The following is a 19,616-nucleotide window of genomic DNA, read 5'->3' on the forward strand; positions in this document are numbered from 1 at the left end:
GGGGAAGTACAGGGCTTGTGATTACGCATCTGAGGGCTTGTGATTACGCATCTGACAGGGACACTGCTGGAGAAAAGCTCGGCATCGGTTGTGGTCGGGGTCGGCGGCATCGGCTTCGGCGTGGGGGTCTCGCTCTACACCTATGACCGTCTGCCGGAGGTCGGGAACACCGTGTCCCTGCACACCTACCTGCTCGTCCGCGAGGACGCCTTGTTGCTGTATGGTTTTTGTGACCGGGTCGAACGGGAGTTCTTCCTGCGCCTGCTGGCCATTGCTGGGGTGGGCGCACGGACGGCGCTGGCCGTGCTGTCCGGCTTTAGTCCGGCGGACCTCGCGCAGGTTATCCTTGCTGGTGATGGCAGGCGGCTGTCCGGTGTGCCGGGTATCGGAAAGAAGATGGCCGAGCGTATCATCATCGAGTTGCGCGACAAGCTCCCGGATGTCCCGCTCCCCCACGTGGCCACCCAGTCCCCGGTCAATGGCGATGAACCCCTCAAGCGGGATGTCGTTTCGGCGCTCATCAACTTTGGCTGGTCGCCCGCGGTCGTGGAAAAGGCCGTGGCGCAGACACTGGCCGAGGAAACAAGCCGGGATTTGAGCCACCTCATCAAGCAGACCATGAAGCGACTCTACCGCTAGCTTTTCTACAGGAGCCCCCCATACCCTGGTTGGTCTTTGGCTGAACACGTGTCTGTGACGATACCCACTTCCGCACCGGCCTTTTCGCTCGACGATCACCATGGCCGGACCCACACCTACCGGTTTCCACGCCCGCTGGTGACGGTGCTGTGCTTTGGCGACATGGTGAGCGCCTTTCAGTTGGCAAGCTGGATTGAGCCCCTGTACCTGAAGTTTCGCGACCAGATTGACATCGTCGGCATTGCCGCATTCCGGGGCGTGCCGGACATCTTCCGGGAATTGGTGCGCACGAGCATCGAGAAGCTTTCCCCCAAGGAAGTGCTCATTGACTGGGATGGCGAGGTCTCCCGCGCCTACGGTCTCACCTTCGGGCAGTGCCGCGTCGTGGTCGTCGCGCCCGATGGAACGGTGGTGCAGGCCGTGAACGGGACGGCCACCCCCGCTACCTTCCGCCGTGTCACCGACAGCATTGCCGGTGCGATGCCGGAGTCCACCGCCACCCGGTCGGCGTCTGACGCGAACCTGGCCTGACCGGGGCACGCGCCGGAAGGGAAGCGGACTTCACCCCCCGGTGATATATCTTGTGAACAAGTCGTGCCGCAGCGTCCCAGAGCACCTGCGGTGTGGTCGAACCTATGGCAGATACAGCAGCTTGCTATGATGTTGCCGTTGTCGGTGGCGGGCACAACGGCCTGATCTGTGCCGCCTACCTGGCCAAGGCCGGACGTTCGGTTCTGGTCCTGGAGCGCCGTCCGGTTGTGGGCGGCGCCGTTTGTACGGAAGAAATCATTCCGGGCTACAAGTTCGACATCGGTTCCTCGGCGCACATCATGATTCATGGCACGCCGGTGATTGCCGAGCTGGAGTTGGGTAAGTACGGTCTCGAATACATCGAGATGGACCCGTGGGCCTTTTACCCCATCCTGGGGACGCCCCACGGCATTGCCTTTCACCGGGACATCGAGAAAACCTGCGCCAGCATTGCCCAAATTTCGCCGGCCGATGCCGAGCAGTACCGCAAGTTTGTGGCGCACTGGGGCGAACTCAACGAGGCGATTTTTGAGGTGTTTCTCAATGCGCCGGACCCGCAGAAAATTCTCTGGACGGCGCTCAAGCGCAGTGTCACCAGTTTCCGGTCACGCAAGGCGTGGGGATCGCTCGAAACGGCGCGGCAACTGATGGCGCCCTACGGGCAGGTCATCCGGGAGACCTTCCAGAACGAGCATCTGCGGGCGGCCATGCTCTGGTTGGCCGCACAGTCAGGGCCGGCGCCAAGTGAAGTGGCCAGCGGGGATATGTTCGGCTGGAACGCCATGATCCACCAGACCGGCGCCAAACGCGCCAAGGGCGGCTCCGGGGCGTTGACGCAGGCACTGGCGAAGTGTTTTCTCGCCCACGGCGGAACGTTACACCTTGAGGCGGAAGTGTCGGCCATTGCGCGTCTGGCCGACGGCACGTTCAAAATCAAACTCGTCGGTGGTGAGGCTTTCCATGCGCGGCGGGTCGTCAGCGCCTGTCACGTGCAGACGACGTTCCTCAAGTTGCTGGAGGATTGCCCCACCGAACTCCGGCAGCGCGTCGCCAACATCCGGGTTGGCAACGGCTTTGGGATGATCGTGCGCCATGCCGTCGAGGAACTGCCCCAGTACGAGGGGATCGCCAGTGATGAACGTGGTGTGGCGGCCTGTCACAGCGCGCTGCAACTGTTGTGCCCGTCGGCGGCCTACCTGGAAAGCAGCTTTCGGGACTTCCTGCTGGGGCGTCCGCCGGAGCAGCCGAGCGTTGTGGCCATGACGTTCTCGGCCATTGACCCCACACTGGCCCCACCCGGCAAGCACACCCTGTTTACCTGGGCCCAGTATCACCCCTACGAGCTTTCCAACGGTGAGCAGTGGGATGACATTGCCGAGCGCGAGGCCGACAAAATCTACGAGGTCGTTTGCCGTTATGCGCCCAACATGCGCGGCAAGATCATCGGGCGCTACATTCAGACACCGGTCGAGATTGAGCGGAAGCTGGGGCTGTTGCGCGGCAATGTCATGCACGTCGAGATGTCGCTCGACCAGATGTTTTTCTTCCGCCCATTACCGGAACTGGCTTCCTACAAAACGCCGATTCCGGGGCTGTACCTGACGGGAGCGAGTACCCATCCCGGCGGCGGCGTTTTTGGGGCGAGTGGCTACAACACGGCGCGGGTGGTGTTGTCCGACCGGTGACGGGCGTTCCCGGCCATCCGGGCCAGGGCCACCCGCCACTCACCCGTACGGGCGGGTTCGGAACCCGCCCGTACCACTCGCCACTAGCCAACGCGAGCGGTGTCCTCTACTATCGCGCCGCACTACCCACTTCATTGCAGACAACCCTGACTTATGAGCACTGCCGCCCTGCCGCTGTCGTCAAGGCAAGCGACGACGTACGCCTATTTCGTGCTGGCGATGCTGACGCTGCTCAACCTGCTCAACTACATTGACCGGTACATCTTTTCGGCGCTGGTGCCGTACATCAAGGCGGACACCGGCTACACCGATGCGCAACTGGGACTGATCGGCAGTGCCTTCACCTGGGTCTATACGCTCTGCTCGCCGCTGTTCGGCTATCTGGGCGACCGGTATCACCGGGGGCGTCTGATTGCCGTGGGCATTTTTGTGTGGAGCCTGGCCACGGCCGGGGCCGGGCTCGCCCGCAGCCTGTGGCAGTTGCTGGTGGCGCGGGCGGCCGTGGGGGTGGGGGAGGCCAACTACGCCACCATTGCCCCCAGCTTGCTGGCCGATTACTTCCCCAAAGCCCGGCGCGGACTGGCGATGAGCATCTTTCAGGCGACAATTCCGATTGGTGCGGCGGCCGGCTTCGTTCTGGGCGGCTATCTCGGTGCACCGGACACGTTTGGCTGGCGCTATGCCCTTCTGATCGTGGGGGTGCCGGGGCTGCTGGCGGCGTTCACGATGGTTTTTATCCGCGAACCCCAGCGCGGCATCATGGATGAGCCGCCGGTGCAGCCGGGCCCGCCGTTACCTGATGCGCCATCCCAGCCGGCGACGGTCGGGTGGCTGGAAGGCTACCGGCGGCTGCTGGTGAACCGTGGCTACCTGCTGACCTGTCTGGGATATGCCGCCGTGACATTTGCGCTTGGGGCGCTGGTGTTCTGGGCCCCGGAGTGGATGAAAGCCGACAAGGGGCTGAGTGAAAAAGAAGCCAACCTGGTGCTGGGGATTTGCGCGGTCGTGGGGGGGACGCTGGGGAGTCTCATCGGCGGCCTGCTCGGCGATGCCCTCAACCGGCGGTTGCGCGGTGTACGCGGCTACTTTCTCGTCTGCGCCGTCAGTGCTGGCTTGGCGAGTGTGCCGATGTTCATAGCACTGGTGGCTACAACGCCGCTTGTCTATCAGGTCTGTACATTTATCACGCTGCTTCTGGTGTATCTGGGAAATGGCCCGGCCAACACGCTGGTCGTCAGTCTCGTCGCGCCCAACCTGCGCACGACGGCAACCGGCTTTCTGGTGGTGGCCATTCACGTTTTTGGAGATGGCATTTCACTGGCACTGGTGGGGTGGATTTCGACCCATCTGCGGGAACTGGCACAGGCGGGGCAGTCACCGCCGGCTTTTGTCGTCACCCTGGCCACACTCTGCGGGTTGTCACCGGCGGCCCAGACCCTTTCGGTCGCCCTGCTGCTGATGCCGGTGGCGCTGGTGGTTGCCGGCCTGCTGTACGGGCTGGGCACCATCACCCCGGAAGCCACCAGGGACAACCCCGCCTCGCCGGCCTAGCCGCTTGTGTCGGCTGACTGTCGTCAGATGGGGCTCCAGTTACCGGTCGGCTCCGTGACCCATGGTGGGGGTAGGACGGGATTCGTCCACGACCAGAATGGTCTCATTCTGTCGGACGAGTCCCATTTCCCGTGCTGAACGCTCGATAGTCCGTGGGTCCGTGTCGAGTTGGCGCAGTTCCTGCTGAAGGCGCTGGTTTTCAGCGGTCTGCCGGGCAATCTGCGCCTGCAGGCGGTTGTGAGCGGATGTGGCGTTCTGGAGTTCACTGTGCGTACGGAGCGTGACCGTGATGCACACCCCGGTCAGTCCGATGACGACCATGGCGACGAGGGCATAGAGGGGAATCCCCAGCGTCAGGACGCGCGGTTTGGGAAGGGACAGAACCTGCTCACGGCGCAGTTGGTACTCATTGATGAATGAAACTCTTGCCTGACTCAAGCAACACCTCCACGTCAGCTTCCGTTTGCGCCTCGGCATAGCACCGGGCCAGCGGCTCCGTCCCTGACAGGCGAATCAACACCCAGGCTTCATCTTCCAGAAAAAACTTCACCCCGTCGGTGCGATCAATGCGCGTCACCTGCTTGCCGCCAAAGGACTCCGGTGGCGTGGCTTCCAGGGTCTGGCGGAGTTGCTGCTGCTTTTCCGGGGTGAGGCGCACGCCGATGCGCCGGTTGACGAGGGTTCCGACGCTCCGGGACAGCTCGGCCAGCAGTTCCCGAATGGACTGCCCCCGCTGCGCCACCATTTCCGCCACGAGCAGACACGCCAGAATACCGTCTTTTTCCGGGATGTGACCGTGGATGGACAGCCCGGCGCTTTCCTCTCCGGCGAGAAATATCTTTTCCTCCAGAATCAGCTCGCCGAGAAACTTGAAACCGACCGGGGTTTCGTACACCGGAATGCCGTGCTGGTTCGCCACCCGGTCAAGCCAGTGCGAGGTGGCCACGCTGCGCCCGACGCCTTGCTTCCAGCCACGTGACCGGTACAAATAGTCGGTGAGCAGTGCCAGAATGGCATTCGCCGGGATAAAACTGCCGTCCCGGTCTATGATCCCGAAGCGGTCGGCATCGCCATCCGTGGCAAGTCCCAGATCAAGGCCATCGCGCCGGACGACTTCCCGAAGTTCAGCCAGGTTCGGTTCTGAAGGTTCGGGGCTGCGTCCCCCAAAGTACGGATCGCGCCAGTCGTGGAGGGTCGTCACCTCCCAGCCGTAAGACCTGAGAAACACATCGAGGTAGCCGCGTCCGGTGCCCCAGAGGGCATCGTAGGCCACACGCAGCGGGCGGTGGTGCAGGGCATCGCCGTTGACCTTCCCGGCCAGCACGGCCAGGTACATCTCGCGCAGGTCCACGGTTTCGATACGGCCGGGCGGCATCATGGGGATGGCCAGGGTGCTGTCATCCACCCGGCGCTGGATGAGCGTCTCGATACGTCTGGTAACTTCCGGCAGCGCCGGTGCGCCATTGGCCGTCGAAAACTTCATGCCGCCATACTCCGGCGGATTGTGGCTGGCCGTGAAGTTGATGCCACCACGCGCGCCCGTGGCGCGAATGGCCACCGAAAGCGTAGGCGTTGGGGTATCGCGGTCCGTTATCTGCACATCAAAGCCGCGGCGCGAGAGTTCCTCCGCACAGGCCGCAACGAATTTTTCAGCCATGAAGCGCGGATCGTAACCCACCAGGACCAGCCCGCCGGTGCTGGTGTTTTGCAGTTCGTCGGCAATGGCGTGGGTGACAAGCCGGACATTGGCAAAGGTAAAGTCATCGGCCAGAATGGCGCGCCAACCTGATGTGCCGAATGCAATCATGGACAATCTGCCGCCCCCCGAAGCGTGCTTCGAGACTTTTCAGAAAAGATGGGAATGAACCGCTTGTTACCGTGGGAATGTTATTTCGGAAAGATGCGCCCACGCTACCATGTGTTGGGATGTGCCGACAATGACTTTTCTGTTGCCGGTGCGGTTGGCTGTGTGCGAGACGGGTTTTTGCAGCCCGGTGGCTTGCTCTTCGGGCGTCATCCTGACTTGCAGAGGATGAAAACGCCGTGAATACTCACGGGTCAGCCCCAACGACATTGGCGCCGAAATCACATCCCACCAGAGCCGCTTTCGCTGTCGCCGGTCAGTTCCCATGCACCTGCTGAGGTGTCCCCATGCAGCCCAGGAAGCCCACCAAAATTCTCTACACATTTCTGGCGGTCATTCTGTCCCTGACCATCCTTCCGCTGATGACCATAAGCTGGAAGCTGATTGGTATCGGACGGGAGTCCATGCGGTTGAACGAGCGCGCCGAACAGCTCCGCTCGGTGGTGCTGGTGGCCAACGAACTGCGTACCTACGTGGGTGGCTATCGTCACCAGATCGCCGGCATGGCGCGCACGCTCGAAGCCATCGGGGGCGCTGAAGTGCTGCTTCGGCAGGAAGAAAGCGCGCGCAATCGGCAACTCGCCCAGTTTCTTGAAGATGACGCCAATCTCATCCTGCTGGGGATTGCGCCGCGCAGCAGCGAAGCCGACACCCGGCTGGTGGCGCAGTGGGACTCCAAAAAAATTCTGGGTGAGGAAGTCCGGGATACCGTCGGTGAGGCGCTCAAGGCGGTGAGCCGCCGGCTCGACCGCACCTATGTCAGCACGCCCCGCTACATCCGTTCGAGCAACGAGTTTGCCATCGTGCTGGCACATCCCCTTCACAAGGCAGATACCACCCCTGACCAGCCGGAAGTCGTTCTGGCGGTGGTGAGCCTCGAACCCATTTTCAATCTCGTCAACGTGACCTCCGCCAGCGGCAACCTCAATCACGAAGCGTTGCTGCGCAACGGCAGCCGCGTGGTGTTTCTGGTTGACCAGCAGGGACGCATCCTGGCGCATCCCGACCGGGCGCTGGTCTATACGCCGACGAACGTGAGCGACTGGGGGATTGTCGCCAAGTGGCAGGACACGATTGCCATTGATGTGTCCGCGCCGCTGGCCGAGCCGTTCGAGATTCGCTTGGGCAATGATCGGCTCCCGATGCTTGGCAGTTGCGCCACGGCGCTGATTGCGCCGGAGTTGCCGCTGGGGGTAATTGCCGTCATCAACGAGGAAGCGGCCTACTCATCCGTGACGACCATGATCTGGCAGGCGTCCATTTTGACAGTGGTGACCGCGCTCGTCGCCGCCGGGGTGGGTCTCCTGCTGGCCTACTGGGTGACCTCGCCGATTGCCGCCGTGGCCCACGGGGCGCGGGCCATTGCCGGGGGCGACTTCGCGCGGCGGATCGCCGTCCGCAGCCGCTCCGAGATCGGACAGCTTGCCGAAGATTTCAATGCCATGGCCGAGCAAATCCAGCGGTACATCACCGACCTGCGCTTTGCTGTCAACGAAAACCGGGAGTTGTTCCTGGGAACGGTCAAGGCGCTGGCCGAAGCCATTGACGGCAAAGACCCCTACACCCGCGGACATTCCGAACGGGTGAAAATGTACTCCGTGCTCATGGCGGAACACATGGGACTGAATGCGGAAGAAATCGAGGATATCCGGGTTGCGGCGCTGCTGCACGATGTCGGCAAGATTGGCATCGAGGACCGGATTCTGAAGAAACCGGCGGCGTTGACCGAGGAAGAGTACACCATCATGAAGACGCACCCGGAAAAGGGCGCGAAGATCATGGCGGAAATCCCGCAGATGAAAAAGTACGTGCCGGGGATGTACTACCATCACGAATGCATGGATGGGCGGGGCTATCCCATCGGTCTGAAGGGCGACCAGATACCGCTGATGGCGCGCATCATCAGCGTGGCCGATACTTTCGATGCCATGACGACCAATCGCCCGTACCAGCGGGCCATGACGCCGGAAGTGGCCGTTCAGAAGATTTGGTCCTTTGCCGGAACACGCTATGACCCGAATGTGGTGGCGGCCCTGGAAAGTGCGCTGAAGGCCGGCAAGCTGGATGAGGTCATTCATGGCTACCAGATGACCCTGGCGGCCGGAAAAGCCTGATATACTCCAGGTCCTATTCCCGTTTGGCGTGCTTTGGCACAGCCCTCAGTGGTGTGTACCTATGTTTTTCCATCGCCATTTCGCCCGCCTGGCCCTGCTGTTGATGGTCGTTTCCGCCGTCTTTGGGGGACTGTTGATGCGCTGGACGGCCTCCGGCTGGGGGGGCCGGCTTGGTCCGCCGGAACAGCAGCAGCGTGCTGAACTCGAGCGTTCCATCCGGGAAGCGCAGGAGGTGGTTGTGGAGAACTATGTAGCCGAAACGCCGCCGGATCAGCTCACCAAGGCCGCCATCCAGGGCATGCTCCGGGTTCTGGACCCACACTCGAACTTCTTTGACAGCAAAGAGTTCCAGGAGATGCGCACGGAGCAGCACAGCCGCTTCTACGGCATCGGGGTCTCGATTGCGCGCCGCCACGACCGCGTGTACATCCTGGCGACCATCGAAAACACGCCAGCGGCGCGCGCCGGGCTGCGGGCCGGCGATGCCATCATCAAGGTGGATGACGAACCGGCAACCGACTGGACGACCCGGCAGGTGCTTGAAAAAGTCCGTGGCGAGCGGGGCGAGCCGGTTTCCATCACCGTCGAGCGGCTGGGCGTCCCCAAACCGCTCACCTTTTCCATCGTCCGTGATGCTGTGCCGCTGCCTTCGATTCGCACGGCATTCATAGCTCGTCCCGGCATTGGCTACATTGCGCTTTCCGGCGGGTTCAACACCACAACAGAAGATGAGCTGCGGCGGGCCATGAATGAACTCACGGCGCAGGGGATGCAGTCCCTGCTGCTTGATCTGCGGGGCAATCCGGGCGGTCTGCTTCCCCAAGCGGTAAGTGTGGCGGATATGTTTCTGCGTCGGGATCAGAAAATTGTCGCTGTCCGGGGGCGCCAGGGCTACAGTGGCGAGGAAGCACGGGAATATCGGGCAAAGAATACGGCTCCGTTTGAGAAGCCAGTGGTTGTGCTCATCGATCGCAACTCGGCTTCGGCCTCTGAAATCGTTTCCGGCGCATTGCAGGACCATGACCGTGCACTTATCGTCGGCGAACCGAGTTTTGGCAAGGGACTGGTTCAGCGCGTGTTTGAGCTGTCTTTCGGAGCAGGGCTGACGCTGACCACGGCCAAGTACTACACCCCCAGCGGACGCTGCATCCAGCGTTCCTACACCAGCGGCCTGCTCTATGCCTACTATGCGCACCAGTCCCCGGAAGAGACGCCAACGGGCGAGGCCGTAGCCACGGATGCCGGGCGGACGGTCTATGGCGGCGGCGGCATCACCCCGGACATCATCGTCAAGCCACAAACCTTCTCCGCTGTGCAGTCCAGACTTTCCGACGCCACCTTTGCCTTTGCCCGGCATCTGGCGGCGGGCCTCGTGCCAGAGCTGGTGAACTACCGCATCGAGCGGACGGACTACCGCCATCAGTTGCGGGACAGCGACTTCCCCATCACCGACAAGGTGGTGGCGGCCTTTCGGGAATTTCTGAAAACCGATGCCGGGTTTGCTACGCTTGAAAGCGCCGTCACGCCCAATCTGGATTTCGTCAGGAACCAGATTCGGCAGCATCTGGCCACGGCCGCCTATGGCACGGAAGCCGGTTTTCGCGTCCAGCTTATGACGGATCCGCAGTTTCTGCGGGCAATAGAGTCCGTGCCCCAGGCCGTCGAGCTGGCCCAGCGGGCCTGGCTTGCCACCGGAACCGGACAGCGCCGTTAGCGCCGGCCCGGAACCGGGCCGGCGAAACCGGAAGCTGGCGCGGACGGCTTGCGATGGGCGCCACGTTTTGAAAGGAGTCATACCGAACCCATGCCAAAAGAGGATTTTTTGAACATTGACAGCCTGCTCTCCCCCGAAGAACTGCAAATCCGGGATGTGGCCCGGCAGTTCGTTCGCGAGCGGGTCCTGCCCATCATCGAGGACTGCTACGAACAGGGCGTCTATCCGCAGGAACTCATCAAGCCCATGGGAGAACTGGGCTTTTATGGCTGCACGTTGCCGGAAGAATATGGCTGCGCGGGCCTCAACAGCATTGCCTACGGCCTCATCACGCAGGAACTGGAGCGGGGTGACTCCGGTATCCGCAGCTTTGCTTCCGTACAAAGCTCGCTGGTGATGTATCCGATTTACACCTACGGTACGGAGGAGCAGAAGCGGAAATGGCTGCCGGCGCTGGCCAAGGGCGAGAAAATCGGCTGTTTCGGTTTGACGGAACCGGACTACGGCTCGAATCCCAGCGACATGGTCACGCGCGCGGAGCGCACCAAATACGGCTGGAAGCTCAACGGGGCCAAGATGTGGATTACCAACGGCTCCATTGCCGACGTCGCCGTGGTATGGGCCAAGACCGGCGCGGATGCCCGCAGCATCCGGGGCTTTCTGGTCGAGAAGGGAACGCGGGGTTTCAGCGCGCCGGAAATCAGGAAGAAGCACTCCCTGCGGGCCTCCATCACTTCCGAGCTGATTTTCCAGGACTGCGAAATCCCGGAGGAAAACCTGCTGCCCAATGTGGAAGGGCTGCGGGGGCCGCTGTCGTGTCTCAATCAGGCGCGCTATGGCATCGCCTGGGGCGCGGTGGGGTCGGCGCTGGCCACCTACACGACGGCGCTGGACTATTCGCTGTCGCGCATCCAGTTCGGCCGTCCGATTGCGGCTTTCCAGCTTACGCAGCGGAAGCTGGCCGACATGATCACCGAAATTTCCAAAGCCCAGCTTTTGGCCTATCACGTCGGCAAACTCAAGGATGCCGGCAAGGTGACGCCGGCGCAGATTTCCATGGCCAAGCGCAACAACGTCGCCATGGCGCTCGATGTGGCGCGCGAAGCCCGCACCATCCTGGGGGCCAATGGCATCAGTGCCGAATATCCGGTCATGCGCCACATGAACAACCTGGAATCTGTCCTGACCTACGAGGGAACGCACGACATCCACACACTGATCATCGGCGCCGAAGTGACCGGCATCCAGGCTTTCAAGTAAGGGGTTTTAACCCGGTTTCACGTGGAGACGCACCCCGCTGGCGGTGTGTCTCCACGTCGTGGTGCAACGTTTCCGTCCATGCCGTTTGAACTCGTCGCCCCTTATGTCCCCTGTGGCGACCAGCCAGCCGCCATCGAAACGCTGACGAACAACTTTCGCGCTGGCGCCAAGTACCAGACGTTGCTGGGGATCACGGGGTCGGGCAAGACGTTTACCGTGGCCAATGTCATTGCCCGGCTCCAGCGTCCGGCGCTCGTCATGGCGCACAACAAGACGCTGGCGGCGCAGCTCTACCAGGAATTCAAGGGTTTTTTCCCCCACAACGCCGTCGAGTATTTCGTCAGCTACTACGACTACTATCAGCCGGAGGCCTACGTGCCTTCCACCGACACCTACATCGAGAAGGAAGCGACCATCAACGATGAAATTGATCGCCTGCGGCTGGCGGCCACCCGGGCGGCGTTCGAGCGCCGGGACTTCATCATCGTCACTTCGGTCTCCTGCATTTATGGGATTGGCGACCCGGATGCCTACTTCGGGATGATCTGCTTCGTCGAGCCGGGGCAGCCACTGCGGCGCAACAAGCTCATCGAGCGCCTGGTCGAGTTGCAGTATGACCGGGACGACGAAGACTTTGCACGCGGCACATTTCGCGTCCGGGGCGACACGGTGGAAGTCCATCCCAGCTATACCGAACAGGCGCTCCGCATCGCTTTCTGGGGAGACGAAGTGGATACGCTGGAGCTGTTTGACCCGCTGCTGGGCGAAACCCTGGAGCGGATTGAGCACAAGTATCCCATCTATCCCAAGTCGCACTACGTGACGCCCAAGGCGATTGTGCAGCGCGCCGTCGGGACCATCCGGCAGGAACTCGACGAGTGGGAAGCCGTTCTGCTGGCCCAGGGGAAGACCATGGAAGCCCAGCGGTTGCGCCAACGGACGATGTACGACCTGGAAATGATGAAGGCGCTGGGTTTTTGTCGCGGCATCGAGAACTACTCCCGGCATTTGACCGGGCGGCCGCCGGGTGCGCCACCGCCGACGCTGTTTGACTACCTTCCCGAAGATACGCTGATCGTCGTGGATGAAAGCCACCAGACCATCCCGCAGGTACGCGGGATGTACGCCGGCGACCGCTCGCGGAAGCAGACCCTGGTGGATTTTGGCTTCCGGCTTCCCAGTGCTTTGGACAACCGGCCGCTGAATTTTGCCGAGTGGGAACAGCAGGTGGGACAGGTGCTGTTTGTTTCGGCGACGCCCGGCCCCTACGAGCTCGCCTGCACGGGTGGGGAAGTCGTCGAACAGATCATCCGCCCGACCGGGTTGCTCGATCCCCTCATCACCGTGCGTCCGGTACGGGGGCAGATTGACGATCTGCTGGGTGAAATCCGCCAGCGAATTGCGCGTGGTGAGCGGTCACTGGTGATGACGCTCACCAAGAAAATGGCCGAAGACCTGACGGACTACTACACCGAAGTGGGCCTCAACGTCCGGTATCTCCATTCAGACATCGAGACGCTGGAACGCATCAAAATCATCCGCGATCTGCGCCGGGGGGATTTCGATGTGCTCGTCGGCGTCAACCTGCTCCGCGAGGGGATGGACCTGCCGGAAGTGTCCCTCGTGGCCATTCTCGATGCCGACAAGGAAGGTTTCCTCCGCAGTGAGGCGTCCATCATTCAGATCATCGGGCGGGCGGCGCGTCATGTCCACGGGCAGGCGATGCTCTACGCCGACCGTGTGACCGAATCCATGCGCCGCGCCATGGAGATTACCGCCCGCCGCCGGCAGCTTCAGGAAACTTACAACCGGGAGCACGGCATCACGCCGCGTACGGTCATCAAGCCGGTCGAGGCCACGCTGGTGACGGCCCACGAAGCGGCGTATTTCAAAACGCCGCCTGATCTTTCCGCTTTTGAGGCGTACACGCCGGAAAACCTGGCGGCCACCCTGGTCCAGCTCGAAACCGAGATGCGTGCCGCGGCCAAGGCGCTTGAGTTTGAAAAAGCTGCGGCGCTGCGGGACAAGATCAAGTACCTCAAGTCAAAACAACTGCTCGCCGCCGAAAGTTAGCCTCCGGGTGGCCCCTGGGCCGTGCTTCGGCCAGTGCTTTTCGCCAGAGCAGGGAATGGCGGATGCTTTCTGCGAGGTCGGCTGAACGAAAAAAGCGGAGCCACCGCGTGGGTGGCTCCGCCAGCTTCGGCTGCCCGGTGGGCAGGCCGGTCAGTTCGGATTGTTTTCGAGGAAGACCTGCCGGTAGCTGCCGTTCTTGTAGAAGAAGAAGAACGGTGTTCCGGCCGGCACCCCGGTTGGCACCAGGAAGGCCGTATCGAAGTTCCAGTTACGCGGATTGGGCGGTGTGTAGTTGCCGTCTCCGCCGATGAGGAACGGACCATTCCCCTGGTGGCTGAAGAACTGGAAGATGAACGAGCCGTTGTAGTTGAAGTTGCGGCTGTGTGGATCACCCCCGAAATCTTCGGCAAACCGCGGGAAGTTGTGGAGACCGCCGTCGGTGTTGTTGTCAAAATCTGCACCTGTGGCGCCTGGAGGGTCAGGGGCATCATTGTTGCTGGTCTGCACCTGTCCGGTCAGGTTGTTGTTGCCGGAGCCGGTACGTGGCGCGCCAGTCAACCAGGCTGCCTTGATGGTGGTGCGGACAGCAATACGTTTGAGGGAGTTTTGTGGTCGGTAGAGATAGTTCAATCCGGTGATGAACATCCTGCCGTCCGACCAGCCGTTCGAGTGAATGGAAGTCGCATCGGAGTAAATCCCCATCGAGCCGTGCAGCAACGGATCATTGGGTTCGAGTGGGTTGGCGCACCAGTCCCCGGGCGGCGGCGTGGCCAGGTTGGCATTGCCGGTCTGGGCATAGTTCTCCGACGGTGTCGGACCGCCACGCGGGATACGGCTGTTGAGGCACTCGTTGGCGTTCTGGAAGTTTTCCGTCACCCCGATGGCATTGATGTTGCCATAAAGGTACGACGGGTTTTCCGTCGCCACCGTCAGACCCGTGAAACCACGTCCGTTGCCGGTCGGGCGATCAACGAAGAAACGTGGGATGTCCATGGCATTGACAATCCGTAGTGCCCGCCGGAAAGCCCGGATACGGCCGGTCTTGGCGCTGTCCACGATGCGCCACGTACGCATGCCGTCGCCTCCGTTGACCGCAGGGGTCAATGAAGTCGGAAAAACAGCGGAGGGATAGGCAATGCCGGAGAGGGTGCTGGCAATGGTGCGGGTTCCATCCGGGTTGGGGGTGTAGGTGTAGCGGGTAAACTGCGCCACGACGCCATGCCCGGTCCCGGCCGTGGCCGCGTTCGGATTGGCGGAGCCGCCGAAGTATTCGTACCCGTCGTTGACCGGCACGGCGCCATGGGGGGCTTCCCCGGAGCGGGCCGGCTGACTCAGCGTGGGTTTAAAGTTGGGCTGGGTTTCACATTCCACATCGCGCCGGAGGCGTCCGTCGCCCGGTTTGGGTCCGGGGCCGTTGGCGACGTTGGCATAGCTGACCGTGATGCCACCCTGTTGCGGATCGCTGACCGTCCCCGGATCGGTTTCACAACTGTCATCCAGGGCATTGAGGACGTTGTTTTCACCAAAGACATCGTTGAAGTCATAGATGCCGTCGTTGTTGAAGTCGCCCCGCCGGTCGGAGAAATAGACGACAAAGCCGTTGTCTGAGACATCAATCTTCCCGCCAAGCTGAAGGGGTTTCCCGGAGGTAAACCCGCCACTTGGGTTCGCGGTCAGTCCTGACGTTGCCGCTTCGACGTTGGCCAGGTAGGTATCGAAGTCCCCCCGGAAGAGGCGTTTGAGGTTACCGACGTTGAGATCGGTCAGGTTCATCACTCCCCGCCGCTCATAGGCGATGGGGCTGGGCATCGGCAGCCGATAAACCATGTTGGCCAGAATTCTCTGGTCATCAGGAAGCTGTCCGCCGCCGGGCCAGACCGGCCAGACCGTTCCCACAATCCCATTGGGGCCGCTGGTATTGCCGAGGTCACCGTTATAGTAATCCGATGCCGTTGCAATGCCCTGGAGGCTGTAGCGACGGTTGACGTGCCGCCCCTCGCGCTGGTCATAGACATTGATGGGGAAGGCGCGGTCCATCTCGATGCGTATTCGCGGGGTGAGCGTCGCCGTGCTTTCCGGTGGCAGCAGCGGGTTGCCTGGGTTGGGCTGGAAGGCGATGTAGGCGTGGCCGGGGAAGGCGTAGTTGGCATCACCAAGGCCCAAGCGGCGCCCAATCTGGGTTTCGAGGTTGAGGTTCTGGGTGCCGGAGCCGGGGCCAATCGGAGACGGCACCCCATCCAGCACCGGCGTGGTTGCACCAATACCGGCCGTGTCAATCCCCGGTGCACCGGGATAAACCCGTGAAGCCAGAGGATGCTGAAAGATAATCCCGACGGCCTCACGGACATTGAACCGGACGTTCACAAGGTTTAGTGGTGCACCCAAATTTACCGGCAGCGTTTTGCCGAGGAAGGTGTTGAACGGCACCTTGATGCGGAAGCAGTTCTGAAACTCCCCGGTTTCCGTGAAGCCGGCAGAGGGTGGGAAGGCAGCCGCCGTGCTGCCGGGGTCTGATTGTCCAAGTATGTCATCCCGGCCGTTTTCGGGATCGGGCAGTGGCGCAAAGTTGGGGTCCGGGTCATTCTGCGCCGCTTCCCAGAAGATGATCTCGATGGGCATTGAAGTGACCCGCCGGGCCATCCGGTTGAGGTTGTTCACTGCCGGCGGCGTGTGGAGCACCCGCAGGGTTGAAGGCAGCAGCGAGTTGACATTGCTTTCCGGGGAGTAGCCCATGCGGGCCACTCCCTGGTCCCCCGGGTTGGTGGTGGCGACAAGACGGGGCAGGGCGCTCATCTGCTCGCCAAGGTCATCGGTATCACCATCCCCAAAGAACCACTCACCGTTCTCATTGTTGGGAATCCGGCGGACGCCGTTCAGGTCCACCCGCTGGTTCTCAAACGGATAGTGGGGCGGCTCGATGAGGCCGTCGCCATTCCAGTCAAAAGTGAGGTTTTCGCGCGCGATTTCCGGTGTACCCAGAATCTGGGCCGTGGCAAAGTCGCCAATAGTCGGGATGTTACCCAGTGACGGATCAGTGGAGCGACCTGGTGTGCCAAGTTCGGCTCCCCGGAGGGTCTGCAGGAAGTTCACTGTGAAGTTTGGCGCTGCCCGAAGCAGATGCGGGAAGAGCCGGACCTGTTCAGCCGGTGTCAACCCCGTCGGGTTGAACAGGCACTTCGCCAGAAGCTGCTGGTCAGCCACATTGGCAAAGGGGGTCATCTCCTGCAAATCAACCGTACCGGTCGGTCCGGTCCCTGGGTAGTCCGTAGGGGGATCGCCCGCGGCGGGCGCATCTGCCGCCGTCGTGTTGAGGTTCCGGTTGAAGGTTGGTGTGTAGGGACCGGTAATGTAAGCAGCGGCAGGGCTGGTTGGGTAGGCTGCCGGGCCCTGGTTCAGATAGTCGAGGTCGTTGTCAAGGCGTCCATCGCCCAGGCTGCTGGCGCCGGCGCCGGCGGCAACCGGATTGCCCAGGATGTTCAGGTTGTCATGCCGCATGGCGTAGAAGCCGGGAATGCCGGGCCGGAAGACAAAGCTCCGCAGCAGGCGCACGAGTTGGCGCTCGACGCGCAGGACCCGCGCCGGGCTGGCCGGGTCATTCGTCCAGAAGTTGGGCGAGCGCATAATCTGGTTGAAGCTGGTCTCGTAGGCCATGACGGGTGCTGTGACCGACGGAGCATACTGCGGGTTATTGCCAAGGGTGTTCAAATCCGGCATCAGCATCGCTATCGGGTGAAGCGTTGTATCAGCGACAGGGAGGGCGTTCGGTAACGGTAATCGGAGTCGGGCCGCACGAACGCGCACCCGCCGGATGAACCGCTCCTGCCGTTTGTCGCCGCTGCTGTTTTCCCCGTTGAAGATTTCTTCCCGTGGAATGTCGCTCTTCATCGGGTTGGGCATCAGGAACATGTCGTCGGCGGTGTTCCGTGTGCCATCGGGGCCGATGTCGTAGGAGCCCTTGATGTAGCTGCGGTTGTCGAAGTCATCCGTGAAGCGGAAATACGGCTTGGCAAGCAGGCTCTTGAAACGCGCCGGATAACCGGTGAGGGAGGGGTTGCCGTTGTTGTCCAGCCGTCCCCGCAGGGAGGCCGTCTCGGTGGTGATGACCGGCCGTCCGCGGTCATCCACCTGCGGTGGGTCGGCATTCGCCATGTTGACGTTGGTCTGCGGTGTGAAGGGCAGCATCGTCCGCTGAAGCGTCAGGATGCTGTTGGGTTCATACCAGTAGGTGACACGCTGATTGACCGAACCGGCCGGGCTGCTGATGGCCACGGTTGGCGGCGCACCAAACGTCTGGGCAAACCGCCCGATGAAACTGGGGGTGGCGCTTTCCGAGAGAAACGGCAGGAAGTTGCGGGGAAGGTTGCCCGGGTCCTGCGTCTGGAGACGTGACACACTGCCGCCATCGTTGAGGGCATAGACGGCGGCATAGGTCGTTTCCGGTTCGGGCTGTCCGGCCGCGAGGTTGGCAGGGGGCAGATCACGCAGCACCGGGATGGGGCCGGCCGTAATCCCCAGGTTGAGGATATGCGGTGTGATGTCATACCGGGCCGGGAAGGCGTTGGGATTTCCGCCGGGGTTGTTGTTCACCAGCAGTTCAATCTTGATGTAGGTCCGCTTCCGCCGGGTTGGGTCATCCGTGTTGTTGGAGGTGGACTGGAAGTAGGCCTGCTGGTTGACCAGATTGGTTTGCGGTGGAAGCACCCGGCGCTGGGTTCCGGAAGCCGTCGCCAAGGTGTCGCTCTGGTTATACTTCTGCGGCGCGCCTCCACTTCCGGCCGGAAGCACACTGGCCGGTTGGTCCGGGTGGTCACTGCCCTGCAGCGGATTGAACTGGACGACATTGGGGTTGTCACTAAGCCAGAACTTCTGGAAAAGTTCCGTGTTGGGGTTGGAAAGGGCTTCCATGTCATAAGCGCGGGTGCCGCCAGGGGTGGCGGGGGGGAAGTGGTCGAGATCGTCATCCAGCAGGATGCGGATGGTGGTGGCGCGTGCCGAGACCTGTCCCTCGAAGAAACGTGAGTTGCGGAGCACTTCCAGATTCTCGTTGGGGTTGGACCGCCGGAGGATTTCGATGGCGTTGAAGCCGTTGGTCTGGGTCGGCAGGAGCAGCGGCACGATACGCTGCTTGCCCGGAGACTGACCATTGGTTGCACCCCAAGGCGTGCCAATACCACCGTTGTTCGGCCCGGCACCGACCACCGGGGTGCTTGGCCCGGGGCCAATGGCGAGGTTGATGTCGTCAATGAGCCAGTTGACCGGCGCAACGCGATATACCGCGGGGTCATTCGAGTACCCCCGCGGCCCCTTCCGGTTGGGGAGGCTGGGCGTAATGGGGCGGGTGACACTGTCGGCCAACTCTCTTGGTGTGCTGCCGCTGGCCGTGAGGTTGGGGTCGAGCACCCGGGAGTTGTTGGCACGGGTTTTGTTGCTTGGTGTGACTTCGGTGACGATTTCGCCGGCAACTGTCACCGGACCAAAAAACCACGCCCGGTTGCCCGCCCCAAGGTAGAGGTGGCGGTTGACGTGTGCGCGTCCGCCCAGATAGAACTCCGGACCGGGTGACACCTGAAGACAGTCAAACCCAAAGACAGCAAACTGAAACGCCGGAATCTGGTAGAAGTTGACCTGCCGGATGAGGCGGGCTTCTTCGTTGGCGTTGGTGGTACGCGCCGAGGCGCCCAGCACGAACTGGCGGCGCAGGGCCGTCATCCCGTTGAACGGGGCGTCGTTGACCGTCACCGTGGTGGTTGACGATGCGCCCGGTGGGACGAACGGTGTATCCGCCGTGAAGGTGTAGAGCGGCTGTCCGGCCTCGGTGACAAACGGCGGAAGATTGCTCGTGATGCCCGTCGGCCCAAGGTCATCAGCGGTGATGTTGGGCGACCGCGAGAGAATGCGGTTGACGTTCGCCGTGATGGTTTCCAGATAGGCAATTGCGGCGTTGAACGTCCGGGTCTTCTGGTAGTCGGCTGCCGTCTGGCGCGCCTCCGTCGTCATCAGGGTGGCTGAGACCGACGTAAAGACCAGCAGCACACCCAGGAGCACCAGTGCGATGGCCAGGGCGACACCGCGTTCCTGATAACGATGCTTACGACGCAGGATTCGGGCAAAACGTGGGGTCATGGCGAATTTCATCCTCACTAAAGGTCTCACACAAGGGCGTTGGGGCAAGGGTGTTTGGATTG

General features: G+C 62.0%; 11 protein-coding genes. 8 read left to right on the top strand and 3 right to left on the bottom strand.

Annotation, left to right across the window (positions count from 1 at the left end; translation table 11 throughout):
- Positions 1-39: 39 nt before the first annotated feature.
- From ruvA to J8C05_RS05070, 4 genes are all read left to right on the top strand, one after another.
- The gene (gene ruvA, locus J8C05_RS05055; RefSeq protein WP_211423075.1) at positions 40-639 is read left to right on the top strand and encodes a Holliday junction branch migration protein RuvA; all 600 of its coding nucleotides are present in this window, start codon (positions 40-42) and stop codon (positions 637-639) included.
- 54 nt (positions 640-693) lie between these two features.
- Positions 694-1,170, top strand: coding sequence for a TlpA family protein disulfide reductase (locus J8C05_RS05060; protein ID WP_211423076.1), 477 nt, complete (start codon positions 694-696; stop codon positions 1,168-1,170).
- Between the two features lie 104 nt (positions 1,171-1,274).
- The gene (locus J8C05_RS05065) at positions 1,275-2,855 is read left to right on the top strand and encodes a phytoene desaturase family protein (protein WP_211423077.1); all 1,581 of its coding nucleotides are present in this window, start codon (positions 1,275-1,277) and stop codon (positions 2,853-2,855) included.
- A gap of 153 nt (positions 2,856-3,008) precedes the next feature.
- On the top strand, positions 3,009-4,406 hold the full coding sequence (locus J8C05_RS05070; protein WP_211423078.1) for a spinster family MFS transporter: 1,398 nt from the start codon (positions 3,009-3,011) through the stop codon (positions 4,404-4,406).
- Between the two features lie 39 nt (positions 4,407-4,445).
- Here J8C05_RS05070 and J8C05_RS05075 read toward each other — a convergent pair whose 3' ends face one another.
- Entirely contained in the window at positions 4,446-4,844 is a 399-nt protein-coding gene (locus J8C05_RS05075; protein WP_211423079.1) for an FtsB family cell division protein, read from the bottom strand.
- Entirely contained in the window at positions 4,813-6,213 is a 1,401-nt protein-coding gene (locus tag J8C05_RS05080) for a phosphoglucomutase/phosphomannomutase family protein (protein WP_343316655.1), read from the bottom strand. The genes J8C05_RS05075 and J8C05_RS05080 overlap by 32 nt, the downstream gene beginning before the upstream one ends.
- A 344-nt stretch (positions 6,214-6,557) precedes the next feature.
- On the opposite strand from J8C05_RS05080, the gene J8C05_RS05085 reads away from it, so the two are divergent.
- From J8C05_RS05085 to uvrB, 4 genes are all read left to right on the top strand, one after another.
- The gene (locus tag J8C05_RS05085; RefSeq protein WP_211423081.1) at positions 6,558-8,384 is read left to right on the top strand and encodes an HD domain-containing phosphohydrolase; all 1,827 of its coding nucleotides are present in this window, start codon (positions 6,558-6,560) and stop codon (positions 8,382-8,384) included.
- 61 nt (positions 8,385-8,445) lie between these two features.
- Entirely contained in the window at positions 8,446-10,098 is a 1,653-nt protein-coding gene (locus tag J8C05_RS05090) for a S41 family peptidase (protein ID WP_211423082.1), read from the top strand.
- 90 nt (positions 10,099-10,188) lie between these two features.
- Positions 10,189-11,358, top strand: a complete 1,170-nt coding sequence (locus tag J8C05_RS05095) for an acyl-CoA dehydrogenase family protein (protein WP_211423083.1) — start codon at positions 10,189-10,191, stop codon at positions 11,356-11,358.
- A 78-nt stretch (positions 11,359-11,436) separates the two neighbouring features.
- On the top strand, positions 11,437-13,431 hold the full coding sequence (gene uvrB, locus J8C05_RS05100; RefSeq protein ID WP_211423084.1) for an excinuclease ABC subunit UvrB: 1,995 nt from the start codon (positions 11,437-11,439) through the stop codon (positions 13,429-13,431).
- A 150-nt stretch (positions 13,432-13,581) separates the two neighbouring features.
- On the opposite strand, the gene J8C05_RS05105 is transcribed toward uvrB, so the two are convergent.
- Complete coding sequence (locus J8C05_RS05105; RefSeq protein WP_211423085.1) at positions 13,582-19,554, bottom strand: hypothetical protein; 5,973 nt, start codon at positions 19,552-19,554, stop codon at positions 13,582-13,584.
- Positions 19,555-19,616 lie beyond the last annotated feature (62 nt).

The sequence above is a fragment of the Chloracidobacterium sp. N genome, assembly GCF_018304765.1.
Taxonomy (GTDB): domain Bacteria; phylum Acidobacteriota; class Blastocatellia; order Chloracidobacteriales; family Chloracidobacteriaceae; genus Chloracidobacterium; species Chloracidobacterium aggregatum.

Bases quoted from the DNA above. Each gene is read 5' to 3' on its own strand.
- J8C05_RS05065 (WP_211423077.1), top strand. From the start codon at position 1,275: ATGGCAGATACAGCAGCTTGCTATGATGTTGCCGTTGTCGGTGGCGGG.
- J8C05_RS05070 (WP_211423078.1), top strand. From the start codon at position 3,009: ATGAGCACTGCCGCCCTGCCGCTGTCGTCAAGGCAAGCGACGACGTAC.
- J8C05_RS05080 (WP_343316655.1), bottom strand. From the start codon at position 6,213: ATGATTGCATTCGGCACATCAGGTTGGCGCGCCATTCTGGCCGATGAC.
- J8C05_RS05085 (WP_211423081.1), top strand. From the start codon at position 6,558: ATGCAGCCCAGGAAGCCCACCAAAATTCTCTACACATTTCTGGCGGTC.
- J8C05_RS05090 (WP_211423082.1), top strand. From the start codon at position 8,446: ATGTTTTTCCATCGCCATTTCGCCCGCCTGGCCCTGCTGTTGATGGTC.
- J8C05_RS05095 (WP_211423083.1), top strand. From the start codon at position 10,189: ATGCCAAAAGAGGATTTTTTGAACATTGACAGCCTGCTCTCCCCCGAA.
- uvrB (WP_211423084.1), top strand. From the start codon at position 11,437: ATGCCGTTTGAACTCGTCGCCCCTTATGTCCCCTGTGGCGACCAGCCA.
- J8C05_RS05105 (WP_211423085.1), bottom strand. From the start codon at position 19,554: ATGACCCCACGTTTTGCCCGAATCCTGCGTCGTAAGCATCGTTATCAG.